Here is a 16,376-nt window from a genome sequence, read left to right on the forward strand (position 1 = left end):
GAACCGTCAAGCGCGTCTTTCCCGTCTGCGCCATAGCAGCGCGGCGATCATGCCGATCGTGCCGATAATCCAGGTCGCAATTTTCGGCGGTCGTGCGAAAGCAGCGATACCGGCCAGCGTGTCGCTACCTTGTTCCTGCAGAACCTGTGTGATCTGGCTGAGCGTTTCGATATAGTCGAACAGGCCGAACAGAAAATAGGTCAGCACCATGAACAGGCCGAGCTTTTTAAGCGATGGCGACTGTGCTTCCTGCCATAGCAGCCGACCACCAATTATCCCGCCAATAGTGTAGAGACCGATGAACACAAGATCGGTGGCCATCGACCATGCGGCATAGTTCATCTGTCCCGCCGCTGCCCAGCTTTGCTGTATGGCATCGACCCGTTCGGCCGTCGCCGCGCTTTGGTGATCAAGGATCCCGGTTGGCGCTACGTCGGTGATCAGCGGCCCGCTGGTCAGCACATTGAACAGGAATACCGCCAGTCCGCCGAGCCAGAAAATCCAGAAATTACGCCAGTTTAGATATCGCGGCATTGTTTTGTTCTCCCCTATATTTCCCCGCTCAAAAACCGCAGCATCTCCTGTGCCATTTCCGGTTTTGTAACACTGCTCATATGCGTGCCGGGCACCGCGATATGATGTCCATTCGGTAACAGGTCCGCCAGCGCGTCGGGATCGCCATTGTCGCGATCTTCCGATCCGCAAAGAACCAATGTCGGCGTTGTGATTGTCTCGATCGCCTTTGGCTGCATATCCGAAAATGTCTTGAGCAAATGTGCAGCAGCGACGGTATCGATTTTCTGGCTTTTCATGAACTGGATCGCCATCCAGTGCGGATCACCGCGCTTTGCCGTGTCGCGCAGTTCGATGGCCTCCAGGAAAAAGCCCTGCCGCCTATCCCATCCCGCCAAGCCTTCCAAGCCCATGCCCGCAAGGATGGCTTTTCCCGGCGTAATGTCGGTGGTGAGCAGTTTCGCGGTTGTCCGAGCACCCAGCGAGAAACCGCCCAGATCATATTCCGGGAGATCGAGATGATCGATGAGCGCCAAGGCATCCTTGATCAGCACATCGTCCGGATAAGCGTCGGCATCATGCGGTGCCTCGCTTTGGCCATGGGCGCGCAGGTCAGGCATGATCACCCGGAAACCCGCCTCCGCTAGGCTTCCGGCATGACCGAACTTGATCCAGTTGGTCTCTGCATTGGAGAAAAGCCCGTGGAGCAGGATGACAGGCTTTCCCTGTCCGATTTCATGTATTTTCAGTTTCACCCCGTCAAAGGAGGAGAAGTCCCAGCTCGAATTAAGCGTCATCAGTCAGGTATCTTTCCGGTTGCGTTCATCCAACGATCAACGAGTGGTTTATAATCATCAGCGCGCTTGCGGGGCAGACCTGATGTGTCGATCCATGCTTCGTGAAGACTCTCGACGCCGAAATGATGTTTCGGTTTAAAGTCCGAAGGGTCATCGAAAGACCCTATGGTCAGATCGCAATATTCCCCGTCCTCAAATTCGAAACCCAGAGGCGTTCCGCATTTTCGACAATAGGGCCGCCGAGCGATGGGTGAGCTTTTGAAATAATCCGGTTTACCTTTACTCCATTGTCTGTCCGTTTTTTTTAGACTGACAAACGCTATGGATACTCCGCCAGTCGCTCTCTGACACATCCGGCAATGGCACAGATACGCTTCATCCGGTTCCACTTCGGCCTGATAACGGACAGCACCGCATTGACAACCGCCGCTCTTAGTTTGTGCCATTACCGCTGCCCCAAATTATTGCGCCAGGCGAGTACATCGTCCGGCTGTGTCTGATATTGATCGGTTTTCGGGTCGAGCATGATGCCAGCCTGCTTTTTGGAAACCCATAAATGGCCGACGGGTGCGATGTCTCCCGAGTGATCCAAGGTCCCGACCTTCAGCGTTATCGCCGTCGGTGGATTGCTCCCGCTATGCCACAGCCGCGTGCCGCAATCGCCGCAGAAATAGTTATATTTCGGTTTCCCGCTATGTGCGACGGTTTCCAAAACTTTCGGCGTGCCGGTCACCGTCAAAGCATCATAGGCCAAGGGAATGGACATTGAAAAGGCGCTTGCGCTCTGCTTCTTGCACTCCCCGCAATGGCAGGCATAAGCGGGCGGTATCGAACCGCTGAGCCGATAGCGCACCGCACCGCATTGGCAGCCTCCGGCATAGGTATCAGTCATTTGGGACCGACATATTGCAGCCACTCTTCGCTGGACTGCGGTTGGGTTTCGAGGGTTGGAACGCCCTCGGGAATAGTGATCCACGGCTGTTTATTCGAAACCCAGAAATGCGCAGCAGGGCTCATAGTCTTGCTGTTGTCGAGAGTGCCGACGCGGATACTGGCCAGACCCGGTCTTTTGTCGTGGGCGGCATAGATACGGCTCATGCATTTCGCGCAGCCTGTTATGGTGCTGATCGCCCCACTGGGCTGCAGGAATTTCCCCTCGTTCAACTCCCCGTCGATGGTCAGGTCCTTTGCCATGATCCCCATGTGCAGACTGAACGCGCTTCCGGTTCGGCGCTGACAATCTGTGCAGTGGCAGGCATAGGGACGCATACGAAAACCAGGTCGCAGTTCATAGCGCACTGCGCCGCATAAACATCCGCCAGTCAGTGTGTCTTTCATTAGCGAGTCTCTCTTTTCTTGCCAGTCAGACTGCCGCCCTCAATTTATACAAAATATACGCAAAATGGGGGTGAAATTCGGTTGAACCGAATATCATAGCCGTTGAACCGAGTAGAAGCAGAGAACCAATTTACCATCAGACAAGGCTATGTGTTTTCGATCATGTAGGAAAGCGCAAAATATCAACGCTTGGCCAATCCCTTCTGTTGCATTCGCCAGACGGCCAGCTCGACCCGGTCCTGTCCGAAAAAGGGTTCGCCTTCAAAAACCAAGGTCGGCACCCCCCAATGGCCGGCGGCTTCCAGAGCCTTTTGATTATCCGCTATCTCGTCGTCCAGTTCTTCTGCATGGGACTCAGCCTCGACTTTCAGCTCTGCCAGATCAAGCCCGGCCCGCGCCGCCGCCTGTTCCAGATGATCGCCCTCATTCCAGCCCTGCACGCCGCCCCAGATCAGGCGCGAAACTTCATCGGCAAATTCCAGCCCCTTGCCGCGCCGTGATGCTGCCTGGCCCATCCGGGTCAGCAGAAAGATATGCGGTTGATCCGCGGCAATCTTGCGGGTCGCAATATCCTGCACAATCGGATCGGGATTGGGCGGTGCCATTGGAATATCCATAAACTGCGCCAACCGAAAAATATCGCGAAACGTATAACCAATCCAATTGGGATGGCTCTTCTCAAAAAAATCCGGCACCCGGATCGCCAGCGGATAGACAAAACGCTGGTTGATTTTGAGATCATAATCCTGCGTTAGCGCCACATAACGGCGGGTTGCAAGATAGCTATAGGGAGACCGGAAGGACCAATATACATCTGCTTCTAAAGTCATGATCCGCTCCCCGCTATGCGCTGTTTCGCATTCTTATGGTTGGCGGAATGGTTTATGGCAAGCCAAGAACCGGTTAGGGGTTTTCCTGCAGCCAAGACGACTTCACGGTCCAGAAAATAATATCCACACCAAGATAGTCTGCCGCATAATCCTGAAACTCCGCCCGAGTGAACTTTTTACCGGTCCTGGGATTGGTATAGGTCAGGGTTGGTCCCTGCACAGCCATAGCGATGAGCGGCAATTCATCCTGATATTTGTTGAAAAACGGATAGGAGTTTTTCATCTGGCCCCGGCGATACGGGATGATATCCGGCCCGCCTAGCCCGATGCCGTTGGCCTTGGCGAAGTCGAACGTCCGCTCCATATATTTGCGGTCATTATTCCACTCACACGGCCAGAAATTGACATATTGAACGACATGGGAAGTCGGAAAGGCTTGTTTCGCTGCCCCGAGATTTTCGATCTCAGCATCAAAATAGGCATCACAGGTAAAACCGCGATTGTCAGGATTTTTCTGGACCTCTATAGCGGTTTCGGGAAGGTTTATACCAAACACCTTTCCATCATATTTATCGCCAAGCGCCTTCAAAAGCTTTTGATATCGCGCTCGCACCTCTGGGTTCCACTGTATTGTTACCCAGCCAGATCCCTTCTCTTTTCCTTCCCCGGCATTATCATCCTGCTGAACAAGTCCGCCAGCATAGATCGGGTCGGTCAAAACATAATCGGGAATATTCCGGTGCGTTGGAAAAAAGAAGCGGTCCTGTATTTGTAGGAATAGCTTCTTTCCCAAGGGCGCAAGCAACGCCAGATCGCGATCAATGCGTGAGAAATCATAGCGCTCCTTCTCGGGCTCCAGCGACTTCCAGCTATGGATCACCTGCACGCCTGAAATATCGGGGCGCTTCAACAGATCGAGATGGTCAGCAGGACTGTCCCCGCCAATGAATATCCAGTTTTCGGGGGCTGGCTTTGTGATTGCGCTCGCTATGGCCGAGTAAGGCAAACTAAGCGCAAAGATAAAAAGGCAGGCGGCACGAATCAACCCATGGATCATACAAAAACTCCCTAATCATGCCGCGATTGAAGGAGTTTTGTTACATTTTCAATATTGGTGCGACCAATAGAGCTGGCCGAATGACTTAGCCTTTTTGCAAATGCTTGCGCCCCAGCAATTCCGCAATCTGCACGGCATTCAAAGCCGCACCCTTACGCAGGTTGTCCGATACGCACCAGATGATCAGGCCGTTATCCACGGTCGGGTCTTCGCGGACGCGGCTGATATAGGTGGCGCTGTCGCCAACACATTCAACCGGGGTGGTATAGCCTTCGTCCTCACGCTTATCGACCAACATGATGCCCGGCGCCTCGCGAAGAATTTCCTGGGCTTTTTTGGCCGAGATTTCATTTTCAAATTCGATGTGGATTGCTTCACTGTGACCGACGAAAACCGGTACGCGCACGCAGGTGCCGGTGAGCTTGATCTTGGGATCGAGAATCTTCTTCGTCTCGACGACCATTTTCCACTCTTCCTTGGTCGAACCGTCATCAAGGAAAACATCGATATGCGGGATGACGTTAAACGCAATCTGTTTGGTAAAGACCTGGTTTTCCTTCGGATCACCAACGAAAATGGCGCGGGACTGTTCGAAAAGCTCATCCATACCGCCTTTGCCGGCACCGGATACGGACTGATAGGTCGACACGACAACGCGCTTGATTGTCGCGGCGTCATGAAGCGGCTTCAACGCCACAACCATTTGCGCGGTCGAGCAATTGGGGTTCGCGATGATATTGCGTGCCTTATAACCCGCAATGGCATCCGGGTTCACTTCCGGCACGATGAGCGGCACATCAGGGTCCATCCGGTAGAGCGAGCTATTGTCGATCACCACACAGCCAGCAGCCGCCGCTTTGGGCGCATATTCCTTGGTCGGACCGGAACCCGCAGCAAACAGCGCCATGTCCCAGCCAGAAAAGTCGAAATGCTCGATATTCTGGACCTTCAGCATCTTGCCGGTATCGCCAATCTCAATCTCGGTGCCCTGCGACCGCGAAGACGCCACGGCCGCCAATTCATCAATCGGGAATTCGCGCTCGGCGAGGATGGTCAGCATTTCGCGCCCGACATTTCCGGTCGCACCAACAACGGCAACTTTGTAACCCATTTGCTCTCTCGATCCTTTTAACCGCGTCATGCTGAACGTGTTTCAGCATCCATTGGCACTCTTGAAACTGGCTTCTAGACTTTGGATGGACCCTGAAACAAGTTCAGGGTGACGGTGGTGCCAAAATAAAAGCAGCCGGAAATCCTTCTTGGGAGAACCGGCTGCCTGTGTTTCTTATGAAGCGTGGTTTATTTCGCTTCTGCTTCCTTTGCAGCTGGCTTTTCTGCCGGTTTCGTCTCGGCTGTCTTCGCTGGCTGATTGATACGACGTTCCGCAATGCGGGCCCGTTTACCGGTGCGGCCGCGCAGATAGTAAAGTTTCGCACGACGAACAACACCGCGGCGAACCACGGTAATGCTTTCGATGTTAGGGGAGTAAAGCGGGAACACACGCTCGACACCTTCGCCGAAAGAAATCTTTCTTACGGTGAAGTTGGAGCCCATGCCGCGATTGGTCCGTGCGATGCACACACCTTCAAAATTCTGGGTACGAACGCGTTCGCCTTCAACAACGCGCACACCAATGCGCAGCGTGTCGCCAGCGCGAAATTCCGGTATTTCTTTAGAGGCTGCAAATGCTTCTACAGCTTCTTTCTCAAGTGTCTGGATCAGGTTCATGACCGATCTTCCTTTTTCTGTCCTCGCGCACCAGAGGGCGACTGATCCGGAGCATCCCTGTGATGCTCCCATAAATCGGGCCGCCTTAGCCGTGTATCTTCCTCTGCCCTTTGTTTCCGCCAAGCAGCTATTTTCGCATGATCCCCCGATCGCAAGACTTCAGGGATAATACGCCCTTCCCATTTCTGAGGCCGGGTAAACTGCGGATATTCCAAAAGTCCGGTTTCGAAACTTTCATCATCTCCGCTAGAAGACGCGCCCATTACCCCGGGAAGCAGCCGAATGCAAGCGTCTAAAAGCACTAAAGCACCCATTTCTCCGCCAGAAAGGATATAATCGCCAATTGAGACCTGTTCAATTGGCCGAGCGTCGAATATTCGCTCGTCAAATCCCTCGAAACGACCACAGAGGATGGTGACGCCGGGACCGGAAGCCAATTCCCGGACACGCGCCTGTTTTAGCGGTTTTCCGCGGGGTGTCATCGCGAGGATCGGGGCATCCGGCTGCTGTCCCAGCGCATGATCCACTGCTGACGCCATGACGTCAGCCCGCAAAACCATACCCGCACCGCCACCCGCCGGCGTGTCATCTACCGACTTGTGCTTGTCGGTGGCAAAGTCGCGCATCTGGATCGGGTTGCAGGCCCATTTGCCCTCTTCCAGCGCCCTGCCCGCGAGCGATGTGCCGAGGGGGCCGGGGAACATTTCAGGGTAGAGGGTGAGGATTTGGGCGGTGAAGGTCATTTACCCTGGCTCGTTTTCCGGATCTCCATGATCGTAAAGGTCATGATTGAGATGACCAGCGCCATGGCTGCGTATATCACCACGGTCTGTACCGGATTTTCATCATTGGCACGATCTTCCGAAAAGGCGATTAATGCCATCCCCGGCGTCAGGATAAGCTGTCCTGCCAATATCGTATTGGCCATACGAACAAATTGATCGCGTTTTTGGCTGAGCTTCCAGCCCGCAACAGCTGGGAAAGCAACCACTATCGCGATTATTGCGATAAAGACAATCGGCCCGGTCATGGTTCGACAAAATCCGACAGGACAATTGCCGGATCGTTGCGCATATCGATGGCGCCGACCGGAATCATGAATTTCTTGCCGCTGGCACGTTCAATCTCGATGACATCGCCCGCGCCAAATTCATAGATGGCGAAGACCTTGCCTAGTTCCTCGCCATTGTCGGAGACACAGCGCAGGCCAATGATATCAATATGGTAAAATTCGTCCTCATCCAGCGCCGGCAAAGATGAGCGGGGGATGGCCAGTTCGGTGCCGCGCGCGGCCTCTGCTGCATTGCGATCGGTAATTTCAGCAAATCGGGCTATCGCGCCCATTTTATGCGGCTTGACGGATTTGAGCGTCAAGGCACCATCATTATAGGCTTTATGCTGCTTGAGACTGTCCAAAGTCTCACAAAATAGCTTGAGCCGGACCTCGCCCGTCACCCCATGCGCGCCAATAATGACGGCAAGGGGGACAGACGTGTCCGGATCAATTTTGGCCAAGGATTAACCCTCGGACTTTTCTTCGGTCGCTTCTTCTGCAGCAGGAGCCTCTTCCGCAGGCTTTTCTTCCGCAGCAGGCGCTTCTTCGGCCTTCACGTCTTCAGCCGGTGTTTCAGCAGCTGCTTCTTCAGCGGCTGGTGTTTCTTCTGCCGGTGTTTCCGCTGCAGCTTCTTCAGCTGGTGCTTCTTCGGCAGGAGCGGCAGCGGCTTCTTTGGCAGCTTCCTCTGCAGCAGCCGCTTTTTCGGCTTTTTCTTCCAAACGCTCAGTGGCTTTCTCACCAGGCTTGGCTTTATTTGGGTTGTTCCGCGCTTCGCGCTTCATCAATCCGGCAGCGTCGAGGAAGCGGGCAACACGGTCAGAAGGCTGGGCGCCAACGCTCAACCAATGTTTCGCACGGTCCAGATCCAGAATAACACGCTTTTCGTCATCTTTGGCGAGCAGCGGGTTATAGCTCCCGATACGCTCAATAAACTTGCCGTCCCGTGGTGCGCGGATATCCGCGATCACGATTTTATAATAGGGACGTTTCTTGGAGCCACCACGGGCCATTCTCATTGCTACTGACATAATAAACCTTTCTAAAACAATCTAATAAATGGTATTTCTAAAACTATTTCTTCTTATTCAATAAATTTGCCAAATCCGGTGGCAATCCGCCGGGGGACATGTCCGGCAGTCCGGGCATGCCGCCCATACCGCCATTTTGACCGCCCATGCCCGCGCCAGCAGCACCGCCGCCTCCGCCAAACATTGACATCAGGCCCTTCATGCCGCCCATTTTCTTGATCTTCTTCATCGCCTTGGACATTTCCTGATGCATTTTCAGGAGTTTATTGACATCCTGCACCGTGGTTCCAGAGCCTTTTGCGACCCGTACTTTACGTTTCGCGTTGAGCAATCCCGGGCGAACCCGCTCTTGTTTGGTCATGGACCCGATAATCGCATCCATCCGCAGCAGAACCTTGTCGTCCATCGCGCCGCCGGCCATGGCTGCCTTGGCCTTTTTCATGCCCGGCATCATTGAGGCCAGCGCGCCTAGACCGCCCATTTTGGTCATCTGACGCAGCTGCGAACGCAAGTCATTCAAGTCAAACTGCCCCTTGGCCATTTTCTCGGCCAAAGCTTCGGACTCTTCCTTATCGACAACCTGTGCCGCTTTTTCGACCAAGCTGACCACATCGCCCATGCCCAGGATACGGCCCGCAACACGCTCTGGATGAAACTCCTCCAGCGCGTCGATTTTTTCACCAACACCGACAAATTTAATCGGTTTGCCGGTAACAGCCCGCATGGAAAGCGCCGCGCCGCCGCGTGCATCGCCATCCATTCGGGTGAGGACCACACCGCTGAGATCGACTTGCTCTGAGAAGTTGGAAGCAACGTTCACCGCATCCTGACCGGTCAGCGCATCGACAACCAGCAAGGTTTCCTGCGGTTTGGAGACATCGGCAACCGCCTTCATCTCGTCCATCAACTGCTGGTCGACATGCAGACGACCTGCCGTATCGAGCATCAACACGTCGAAGCCCTGCAATTTCGCAGCTTGCAGCGCGCGTTTGGCAATCTCAACCGGTTGCTGGCCCTCGACAATCGGCAAGGTTGTGGCACTAATCTGCTGGCCCAACACCGCCAGCTGTTCTTGCGCCGCCGGACGATTAACATCGAGCGAGGCCATCATGACCTTCTTATTCTCTTTGTCTTTCAGTCGCTTGGCGATCTTGGCCGTCGTGGTCGTTTTACCGGAACCTTGCAGACCGACCATCATGATAATCGCTGGTGGCGTGACTGCCAGCTCAAGGCCGCTGACCTCGGCACCCAGCATATCGGCCAGGCCGTCATTGACGATCTTTACGACCTGCTGACCCGGCGTAATCGACTTGAGGACCGACTGGCCAACGGCCTGTTCGGTTACTTTCTCGACAAAATCGCGGACAACCGGAAGCGCTACGTCGGCTTCAAGCAGCGCAATCCGAACTTCCCGCATCGCTGCGCGGACGTCTTCCTCTTTGAGCGCGCCGCGGCCACGCAGCTTATCAAAGACGCCGCCGAGCCGGTCGCTTAACTTGTCAAACATGGCGTCTTCCTTTCTCTCAAACCAGCTGAAATCAGCTCAAAACTAAACCAAAAAACCAAGCAACGCAAAAAACGCCGGTGGGCGAAACCTCGCTAACCGACGTGTGAGTTTTTGAACTCGAAACTGAAACACGAAACGATATGTCTCGCCATTTGCCGTGCCACTAGTCGATCTTCTGCCGCCCCGCAACCCTCTAAATCCCCTAAATTAGGCAATCTTAACGAGAAATTGAGGATTATTAAGGCAATAGGCACAATGAATTTTGTGGGACAACCGTCATGGGGCAAATTATGTCGGAAGAAAATAGCGTAAAGTTGATCAACAAGCATGCCGTATCAGCGCGGCGTGATGTATTAACAAGCTTGATCGTCATTTTCGCGATTTTGATGTTTGTCGGGACCGGAGGTACCGTTCTCACCGAAGCCATTGCCTCTCTTTCCGGATATGGCGGCGGCACGGACAAGATGCTGGTTTCGGCATTTTTGCTGAATATCGCTCTGATATTATTCGGTTGGCGGCGCTATCGCGATCTTTCCGCAGAAGTGGTGGAACGGACCGCAGCAGAAGAGCTGGCCCATTCTCTTGCCGTTACCGATCCTCTGACGGGATTTCTCAATCGCCGGACTCTGACCGAGAAAACTGCAGAAATGATCGCAACGGCTCAGCGCAAGAACAAAAGCACTGCTTTCTTGATGCTGGACCTCGATAATTTCAAGACAGTCAATGATGTGCACGGACACAGCGCCGGTGACATCGTGTTAAAAGAAGTCGCCGCCCGCATTTCGAAAGTTATTCCGCCAAATAATTTATTGGCGCGGCTCGGCGGTGATGAATTTGCTTGTGCGTTTATCTTTGACCCGGATCAACCGGAACTGGTCGATCGTATCGCCGATGACCTGATTGACAGCATTGCAATGCCGATCGTCGAAAACGGCAATCATCTGGTCGTCACCACATCAATCGGCATGTCGCGTTTCGATTACGAAACAGAAAACGTCGATGTGCTTATGCGCCGCGCCGATATTGCCATGTATAGCGCGAAAAAACAGGGCCGGAATCGCTTCTGTTGGTTTGATGTTTCGATGGAACAAGAGCTGCAGACCCGTAATACGATAGAATCCGGAATGCGCAGCGGCATTCCAGCGGGTGAATTTGTGCCCTATTATGAGCAGCAAATTGACCTTGCGACCGGCAAGTTGACGGGGTTTGAGATGCTCGCGCGCTGGGAATCGCCCACGCAGGGCTTAGTCTCGCCGGAAGTATTCATTCCTATTGCAGAAGACACGGGCATGATCGGCGATTTGTCGCTCAGCGTTATGCGCCAATGTTTTGAAGATGCCAAACATTGGGATCCAAGCCTGACCGTGGCGGTCAATATTTCACCGGTACAGTTGCTCGACCCCTGGCTCGCCCAGAAAATCGTCAAGCTGCTTGTGGAAACGGGTTTCCAGCCCAATCGGCTTGAAATTGAGATAACGGAAAGCTCGTTATTTGAAAATCTGAGCCTTGCTCAATCCATCGTCGGTAGTCTTAAAAACCAAGGCATTAGTATCGCTCTTGATGATTTCGGGACCGGCTATAGTTCACTGGCTCACCTTCGCGCCTTGCCGTTTGACCGGATCAAGATTGATCGCAGTTTCGTCACATCGATCCTGGAAAACTCCGAAAGCGCGGCCATTGTCAAAGCCATTACTGGTCTTGGTGAAAGTCTTGGTATGCCGATTACCGCAGAGGGTATCGAAGACAAAGCCATTGAAGACGAACTGCGCAATATCGGCTGTTCCAAAGGTCAAGGCTGGCACTATGGACGACCGCTTTCCACACAGCAAACGCGTAAGGTACTGACTGAGCGGAATTTGCTACCAGCACAATCGGAAACCGTCGTTGAGAAGGCTGTTGAAGATAATATCGAGCCACTGGCCGAAACTCAGCGAAAAGCCAGTTAGGCACTGAAAAACCAGCGATCAGAATTGACTGATCGCTCGTTGGCGTTCGAAATGCTGGACTTGGCAAGCCTGCATCCCTAAATCGCCCATCATGACACGCGGGCAATTTCATAAAATGCATGGACTGGGCAATGACTTTGTCATTATTGATGCGCGTGCGCCCGATTTTTCCAAAACGCTGACGATGACCAAAGACAAGGCCGCGGCTATCGCCCATCGGCATCATGGCATCGGTTGCGATCAGCTCATTATCTTGAAACCTTCGGACAAAGCCGATGTCCGCATGCAGATTTACAACGCTGATGGCGGCGAAGTTGAGGCGTGCGGAAATGCTACCCGCTGTGTTGTGCAACTTCTCGGTGACGGAACGTCCATCGAAACTGATGGTGGCATGATCTCTGGCCATGTTACAGACGAAGGTGCAATTGTCGATATGAGCGCACCCGGTTTCGACTGGAACTCTATCCCCCTCGCCTATGCCATGGATACCCTGCACATGCCGGTTGGTTGGGAGGATTTGCAGGATCCGGCGGCCGTCAACGTCGGCAATCCGCATGTCATCTTTTTCGTAGAGAACAGCGATGCAGTCGAACTGGACCGATTGGGCCCGATGATCGAAGTCGATCCTTTGTTTCCAGAGCGTGTAAATGTGAACGTCGCACATATAAAAGATGCTGATATCCATTTGCGGGTATGGGAGCGCGGCGTTGGCCTGACCCGCGCCTGCGGAACCGGTGCTTGCGCAACGGCTGTCGCAGCGATCAAGCGCGGGTTGGTGCAAAGCCCGGTAAATGTTCACCTTCCTGGCGGAACGCTGATCCTGTCTTGGCAGGCCGGCGGCTCCATCATGATGCAGGGCCCGACCACTTATGTTTTTTCCGGTGAAGCCAACTGGGACGATTTTGGATGAGCGGTCCAGATATCATAAGCATGGGATGCCGCCTGAATATCGCCGAAAGCGAAGCCATTCGCCAGACTATCAATGGATCCAAAGTCAACGCGGACAAGCTCGTCATCGTCAATAGCTGTGCAGTGACCAATGAAGCGGTGCGCCAGACCCGCCAAGCGGTCAGGCGGGCCAAACGGGACAATCCTGATAAAATGGTTGTGGTAACGGGATGTGCGGCACAGGTTGATCCTGATATGTTTGCCGATATGCCCGAAACATCTGGCGTGGTTGGGAATTTCGACAAATATGATGCCGATAGTTTCAAGTTCGGGCTTGAGACAAACAGGTCGGATATCCGTGTATCCGATATCATGCAGGTGAAGGAAACAGCGCCGCACATGGTCAGCGCCTTTGGCGAGCGTTCGCGCGCCTTTGTCGAGGTGCAAAATGGCTGCGACCATCGCTGCACATTCTGTATCATTCCTTACGGCCGTGGTAACAGCCGGTCTGTACCTGCCGGGCAAGTGGTGAAACAGGTGCAGGACCTGGTTGACAAGGGCTTTAACGAGGTCGTGCTAACCGGCGTTGATGTCACCAGCTATGGTCCGGATCTTCCCGGAAATCCAAGTCTTGGACAGCTGGTAGAACGTATCTTGAAACATGTGCCTAATCTGAAACGATTGCGATTATCTTCAGTCGATGGCGTCGAGATTGACGAGCGCTTGTTTGATATCCTGACCGGCGAAAATCGGATGATGCCGCATGTGCATCTGTCGCTGCAATCCGGCGATAATATGATTCTCAAGCGGATGAAACGCCGTCATAGCCGCGAACAAGCCATAGAATTGGTGGCGCGGCTAAAAGAAAAACGTCCTGAAATCGCCATCGGAGCGGATATCATTGCCGGTTTTCCTACGGAAACGGACGCGATGTTTGCCAACAGCCTGGATATTATCGACCAATGCGACGTCATTCATGGTCATATATTTCCCTATTCGCCGCGGCAAGGCACACCGGCTGAAAAAATGCCGCAGGTAAATGGGGCGGTGATCAAAGAACGGGCCAAGCTCTTACGGCAAAAGATCACCGAAAAGGCGCATATCTGGCGCAATAGCCTTGTCGGAACGCGGCAAAATGTTCTGTGCGAATTGAGCGGCAAAGCTGGATATGCCGAGAATTTTGCCCATATTAGTTTTGAAGAAATCATGCCAGAAGGCCAAATCATCCCTGTAGAAATCATTGAGTCCGATGGCCGGGCCCTGATCGGAAGAAAAATTGCATGAGTGAAAAACCGGGGTGGAAGGACCGTCTGTTTGGCGGCTTCAGCAAGACATCGGGTCGACTGACCGAAAATCTAACCGGCCTTGTGACCAAGGCCAAGCTCGACGAGGCGACCCTCGATGATATCGAGGATGCATTGATCATTTCGGATCTTGGCCCCGCTACGGCTGCTTCTATCCGTGAAAAACTCTCCAACGAGCGGTTTGAGAAAGGACTTAGCGAACATGCGGTCCGTGAGATCATCCAGTCGGAGATTGCCGGGATATTGGAGCCTGTTGCAGTGCCATTGGAGATTGATGCCTTTCCCCGTCCGCAAGTGATATTGGTGATCGGGGTCAATGGTTCGGGAAAAACGACGACTATTGCGAAGCTCGCACATCTGTTTCTTGAGCAGGATTATGGAGTCATGCTGGCCGCTGGCGATACGTTTCGGGCCGCGGCTATTGGACAGCTAAAAGTCTGGGCGGAGCGTTTAGGCGTCCCGATTATCAGCGGGAAAGAAGGCGGTGATAGCGCCAGTATCGTCTATGAAGGCGTTAAACAGGCCACTGCCACCGGCATTGACGTGTTAATTGTCGATACAGCCGGGCGGCTTCAAAACCGTACAGAATTAATGGATGAACTCGACAAGATCAGGCGGGTACTGGGCAGGCTTAATCCCGAAGCACCCCATGATGTCGTCTTGGTCTTGGACGCGACCACTGGACAGAATGCCTTGTCGCAAATTGAAGTGTTCAAAGAAGTGGCAAAAGTGACCGGCCTGATCATGACCAAACTCGACGGAACTGCACGCGGCGGTGTGCTGGTTGCGGCGGCCAAGCAATTTGAAATGCCTATCCATGCGATTGGTGTGGGTGAGACGATTGAAGATTTACGGCCGTTTGACGCCAATGATCTGGCAGCGGCCATAGCAGGAATAGAAGAATGAGTGATGACGTCGTCAATGTAGAACCGAAAAAAGAGCATAAGGGGTTGAGCTTTGCGCTCGATTTTGGACCTTTGCTGGTCTTTTTTCTAACCTATAAATTCGCTGTTCCCGGCGATAATCCGGTCCTCTCAGCAATTTACGGCACGGCTGCTTTCATGGTTGCGATCGTGATCGCTGTGATCGTCTCCAAATGGAAACTGGGCAAGATATCGCCCATGCTCTGGCTCTCGGCCGTTCTCGTGATCGGCTTTGGTGCATTGACGATTTATTTTAACGACCCGCGCTTCATTCAGATCAAGCCGACGATAATTTATCTTGGCTTTGCGGTGATATTGGGCGTGGGTTTGTTGCGCGGCAAGGCGATGCTCAAATATCTTCTGGAAGCCGCCTATGAAGGGCTGTCCGATGAAGGCTGGCTCAAACTGTCCAGGAATTGGGCCATATTTTTTGTCGCCATGGCTGTTCTCAACGAAGCTATGCGCCTTTTCCTGACCTTTGATCTGTGGTTGACGCTGAAAGTATGGGGCATCACGATATTATCATTCGTCTTCGCCATCGCCAATGTGCCGATGCTGATGCGGCACGGTCTGGACCTAGGCCAAGATGATGAAGAAGCCGAAGAAACGAAGTGAATGTGCCCCTGCGCAGGCAGGGGCCTATCTCGTGTCCGATTATCTACAGCCCAATATCCTGAATGGCTTAAATCCAGGGCTGTAACACAATTATAGTCAATCCAGCTATTCCGCGTTGAAGGAGATGAGCCCCTGCCTGCGCAGGGGCGCACGGTCCGTTTTAGCCTTGGTCAGCGCGGCTTACGCCTTCACCGTCGAGGTTCTGGGCAACAAAATCCCAATCAATCGCATTGTCGAGCAATGCTGTAACATAATCTGGCCGCGCGTTCTGATAATCGAGATAATAAGCATGCTCCCAGACATCGATGGTCAGCAGTGGCTTCATGTCATGCGCGACCGGGCTGTCGGCATCATGCAAGGATGTGATTTCCAGCTTGTCGCCATTAAGCACCAGCCAAGCCCAACCACTCGCAAAGTGACCGGTCGCTTCAGCTTTGAACTTTTCCTTAAATTCTTCGACAGACCCAAAGTCGGCTTCGATGCGGCTCTTCAATTCCGCTGGCATTTCCTTTTTTTCAGGGCTGAGGCACAACCAGTAAAAGCTGTGGTTCCAAACCTGTGCCGCGTTGTTGAACAGACCGCCGTCAGCGGCCTTGATAATCTCTGACAATTTCTTGTCTGCATGATCTGTACCATCGATCGCATCATTGGTTTTGGTCACATAAGCATTGTGATGTTTGCCATGGTGGAAGTTGAAAGTCGCCTCGGAGATCAGTTCTCCAAAAGCAGTTTTTGCGTAAGGCAGCGTGGGAAGTTCAAAGGACATCGCGAAATTTCTCCATAGTTGGAATGACTTTCAGACAACGCATATGGTGTCAAAAGGATGCAGGATCAACTGCCTTTAAGAA

20 protein-coding genes are annotated in these 16,376 nt (G+C 53.2%); 5 read left to right on the top strand and 15 right to left on the bottom strand.

Annotation, left to right across the window (positions count from 1 at the left end; genetic code table 11):
* Nucleotides 1-6 precede the first annotated feature (6 nt).
* From J4G78_RS01545 to ffh, 14 genes are all read right to left on the bottom strand, one after another.
* Complete coding sequence (locus tag J4G78_RS01545; protein WP_207988140.1) at nt 7-534, bottom strand: hypothetical protein; 528 nt, start codon at nt 532-534, stop codon at nt 7-9.
* Nucleotides 535-548: 14 nt separating this feature from the next.
* Nucleotides 549-1,310: an alpha/beta fold hydrolase gene (locus tag J4G78_RS01550; protein ID WP_207988141.1), complete on the bottom strand. Its 762-nt coding sequence runs from the start codon at nt 1,308-1,310 to the stop codon at nt 549-551.
* Nucleotides 1,310-1,756: a GFA family protein gene (locus tag J4G78_RS01555; RefSeq protein WP_207988142.1), complete on the bottom strand. Its 447-nt coding sequence runs from the start codon at nt 1,754-1,756 to the stop codon at nt 1,310-1,312. The genes J4G78_RS01550 and J4G78_RS01555 overlap by 1 nt, the downstream gene beginning before the upstream one ends.
* A complete protein-coding gene (locus J4G78_RS01560; RefSeq protein WP_207988143.1) occupies nt 1,756-2,202 on the bottom strand; it encodes a GFA family protein in 447 nt (148 codons plus the stop codon). Before J4G78_RS01560 ends, J4G78_RS01555 begins: the two co-directional genes overlap by 1 nt.
* Entirely contained in the window at nt 2,199-2,648 is a 450-nt protein-coding gene (locus J4G78_RS01565; RefSeq protein WP_207988144.1) for a GFA family protein, read from the bottom strand. Before J4G78_RS01565 ends, J4G78_RS01560 begins: the two co-directional genes overlap by 4 nt.
* A gap of 182 nt (nt 2,649-2,830) precedes the next feature.
* Complete coding sequence (locus tag J4G78_RS01570) at nt 2,831-3,478, bottom strand: 2-hydroxychromene-2-carboxylate isomerase (protein ID WP_207988145.1); 648 nt, start codon at nt 3,476-3,478, stop codon at nt 2,831-2,833.
* Nucleotides 3,479-3,551: 73 nt separating this feature from the next.
* The gene (locus J4G78_RS01575) at nt 3,552-4,535 is read right to left on the bottom strand and encodes a beta-galactosidase (RefSeq protein ID WP_243457180.1); all 984 of its coding nucleotides are present in this window, start codon (nt 4,533-4,535) and stop codon (nt 3,552-3,554) included.
* Nucleotides 4,536-4,620: 85 nt separating this feature from the next.
* Nucleotides 4,621-5,646: an aspartate-semialdehyde dehydrogenase gene (locus J4G78_RS01580; RefSeq protein WP_207988146.1), complete on the bottom strand. Its 1,026-nt coding sequence runs from the start codon at nt 5,644-5,646 to the stop codon at nt 4,621-4,623.
* A 188-nt stretch (nt 5,647-5,834) separates the two neighbouring features.
* On the bottom strand, nt 5,835-6,263 hold the full coding sequence (gene rplS / locus J4G78_RS01585; RefSeq protein WP_207988147.1) for a 50S ribosomal protein L19: 429 nt from the start codon (nt 6,261-6,263) through the stop codon (nt 5,835-5,837).
* Nucleotides 6,260-7,006 (bottom strand): tRNA (guanosine(37)-N1)-methyltransferase TrmD, encoded by a 747-nt coding sequence (gene trmD / locus J4G78_RS01590; protein ID WP_207988148.1) that lies wholly within the window; start codon nt 7,004-7,006, stop codon nt 6,260-6,262. Before trmD ends, rplS begins: the two co-directional genes overlap by 4 nt.
* Nucleotides 7,003-7,293, bottom strand: coding sequence for a hypothetical protein (locus J4G78_RS01595; protein WP_207988149.1), 291 nt, complete (start codon nt 7,291-7,293; stop codon nt 7,003-7,005). The genes trmD and J4G78_RS01595 overlap by 4 nt, the downstream gene beginning before the upstream one ends.
* Nucleotides 7,290-7,769, bottom strand: coding sequence for a ribosome maturation factor RimM (gene rimM, locus J4G78_RS01600; RefSeq protein WP_207990321.1), 480 nt, complete (start codon nt 7,767-7,769; stop codon nt 7,290-7,292). Before rimM ends, J4G78_RS01595 begins: the two co-directional genes overlap by 4 nt.
* Before the next feature lie 12 nt (nt 7,770-7,781).
* Nucleotides 7,782-8,345 (bottom strand): 30S ribosomal protein S16, encoded by a 564-nt coding sequence (gene rpsP / locus J4G78_RS01605; RefSeq protein WP_207988150.1) that lies wholly within the window; start codon nt 8,343-8,345, stop codon nt 7,782-7,784.
* 43 nt (nt 8,346-8,388) lie between these two features.
* Entirely contained in the window at nt 8,389-9,852 is a 1,464-nt protein-coding gene (ffh, locus tag J4G78_RS01610; RefSeq protein ID WP_207988151.1) for a signal recognition particle protein, read from the bottom strand.
* Nucleotides 9,853-10,142: 290 nt separating this feature from the next.
* Between ffh and J4G78_RS01615 the strand changes: the two genes are divergently transcribed.
* From J4G78_RS01615 to ispZ, 5 genes are all read left to right on the top strand, one after another.
* On the top strand, nt 10,143-11,798 hold the full coding sequence (locus J4G78_RS01615) for a putative bifunctional diguanylate cyclase/phosphodiesterase (RefSeq protein ID WP_207988152.1): 1,656 nt from the start codon (nt 10,143-10,145) through the stop codon (nt 11,796-11,798).
* A gap of 91 nt (nt 11,799-11,889) precedes the next feature.
* Nucleotides 11,890-12,708 carry a diaminopimelate epimerase gene (gene dapF, locus J4G78_RS01620; RefSeq protein ID WP_207988153.1) on the top strand — a complete coding sequence of 273 codons (819 nt, stop codon included), beginning with the start codon at nt 11,890-11,892 and terminating at the stop codon, nt 12,706-12,708.
* The gene (mtaB, locus tag J4G78_RS01625; protein ID WP_207988154.1) at nt 12,705-13,970 is read left to right on the top strand and encodes a tRNA (N(6)-L-threonylcarbamoyladenosine(37)-C(2))-methylthiotransferase MtaB; all 1,266 of its coding nucleotides are present in this window, start codon (nt 12,705-12,707) and stop codon (nt 13,968-13,970) included. The genes dapF and mtaB overlap by 4 nt, the downstream gene beginning before the upstream one ends.
* A complete protein-coding gene (gene ftsY, locus J4G78_RS01630; RefSeq protein ID WP_207988155.1) occupies nt 13,967-14,896 on the top strand; it encodes a signal recognition particle-docking protein FtsY in 930 nt (309 codons plus the stop codon). Before mtaB ends, ftsY begins: the two co-directional genes overlap by 4 nt.
* Entirely contained in the window at nt 14,893-15,528 is a 636-nt protein-coding gene (gene ispZ, locus J4G78_RS01635) for a septation protein IspZ (RefSeq protein WP_207988156.1), read from the top strand. The genes ftsY and ispZ overlap by 4 nt, the downstream gene beginning before the upstream one ends.
* A 160-nt stretch (nt 15,529-15,688) precedes the next feature.
* On the opposite strand, the gene J4G78_RS01640 is transcribed toward ispZ, so the two are convergent.
* A complete protein-coding gene (locus J4G78_RS01640) occupies nt 15,689-16,294 on the bottom strand; it encodes a superoxide dismutase (RefSeq protein WP_207988157.1) in 606 nt (201 codons plus the stop codon).
* Nucleotides 16,295-16,376: the final 82 nt, after the last annotated feature.

It is taken from the genome of Parasphingorhabdus cellanae (assembly GCF_017498565.1).
GTDB classification, from domain to species: Bacteria; Pseudomonadota; Alphaproteobacteria; order Sphingomonadales; family Sphingomonadaceae; genus Parasphingorhabdus; species Parasphingorhabdus cellanae.

Coding starts and splice junctions, on each gene's coding strand:
- J4G78_RS01595 (WP_207988149.1), bottom strand. CDS start 7,293: ATGACCGGGCCGATTGTCTTTATCGCAATAATCGCGATAGTGGTTGCT.
- J4G78_RS01565 (WP_207988144.1), bottom strand. CDS start 2,648: ATGAAAGACACACTGACTGGCGGATGTTTATGCGGCGCAGTGCGCTAT.
- J4G78_RS01640 (WP_207988157.1), bottom strand. CDS start 16,294: ATGTCCTTTGAACTTCCCACGCTGCCTTACGCAAAAACTGCTTTTGGA.
- J4G78_RS01550 (WP_207988141.1), bottom strand. CDS start 1,310: ATGACGCTTAATTCGAGCTGGGACTTCTCCTCCTTTGACGGGGTGAAA.
- rpsP (WP_207988150.1), bottom strand. CDS start 8,345: ATGTCAGTAGCAATGAGAATGGCCCGTGGTGGCTCCAAGAAACGTCCC.
- J4G78_RS01570 (WP_207988145.1), bottom strand. CDS start 3,478: ATGACTTTAGAAGCAGATGTATATTGGTCCTTCCGGTCTCCCTATAGC.
- J4G78_RS01560 (WP_207988143.1), bottom strand. CDS start 2,202: ATGACTGATACCTATGCCGGAGGCTGCCAATGCGGTGCGGTGCGCTAT.
- J4G78_RS01545 (WP_207988140.1), bottom strand. CDS start 534: ATGCCGCGATATCTAAACTGGCGTAATTTCTGGATTTTCTGGCTCGGC.
- J4G78_RS01580 (WP_207988146.1), bottom strand. CDS start 5,646: ATGGGTTACAAAGTTGCCGTTGTTGGTGCGACCGGAAATGTCGGGCGC.
- ffh (WP_207988151.1), bottom strand. CDS start 9,852: ATGTTTGACAAGTTAAGCGACCGGCTCGGCGGCGTCTTTGATAAGCTG.
- J4G78_RS01555 (WP_207988142.1), bottom strand. CDS start 1,756: ATGGCACAAACTAAGAGCGGCGGTTGTCAATGCGGTGCTGTCCGTTAT.
- trmD (WP_207988148.1), bottom strand. CDS start 7,006: ATGACCTTCACCGCCCAAATCCTCACCCTCTACCCTGAAATGTTCCCC.
- dapF (WP_207988153.1), top strand. CDS start 11,890: ATGACACGCGGGCAATTTCATAAAATGCATGGACTGGGCAATGACTTT.
- rplS (WP_207988147.1), bottom strand. CDS start 6,263: ATGAACCTGATCCAGACACTTGAGAAAGAAGCTGTAGAAGCATTTGCA.
- ftsY (WP_207988155.1), top strand. CDS start 13,967: ATGAGTGAAAAACCGGGGTGGAAGGACCGTCTGTTTGGCGGCTTCAGC.
- J4G78_RS01615 (WP_207988152.1), top strand. CDS start 10,143: ATGTCGGAAGAAAATAGCGTAAAGTTGATCAACAAGCATGCCGTATCA.
- ispZ (WP_207988156.1), top strand. CDS start 14,893: ATGAGTGATGACGTCGTCAATGTAGAACCGAAAAAAGAGCATAAGGGG.
- J4G78_RS01575 (WP_243457180.1), bottom strand. CDS start 4,535: ATGATCCATGGGTTGATTCGTGCCGCCTGCCTTTTTATCTTTGCGCTT.
- mtaB (WP_207988154.1), top strand. CDS start 12,705: ATGAGCGGTCCAGATATCATAAGCATGGGATGCCGCCTGAATATCGCC.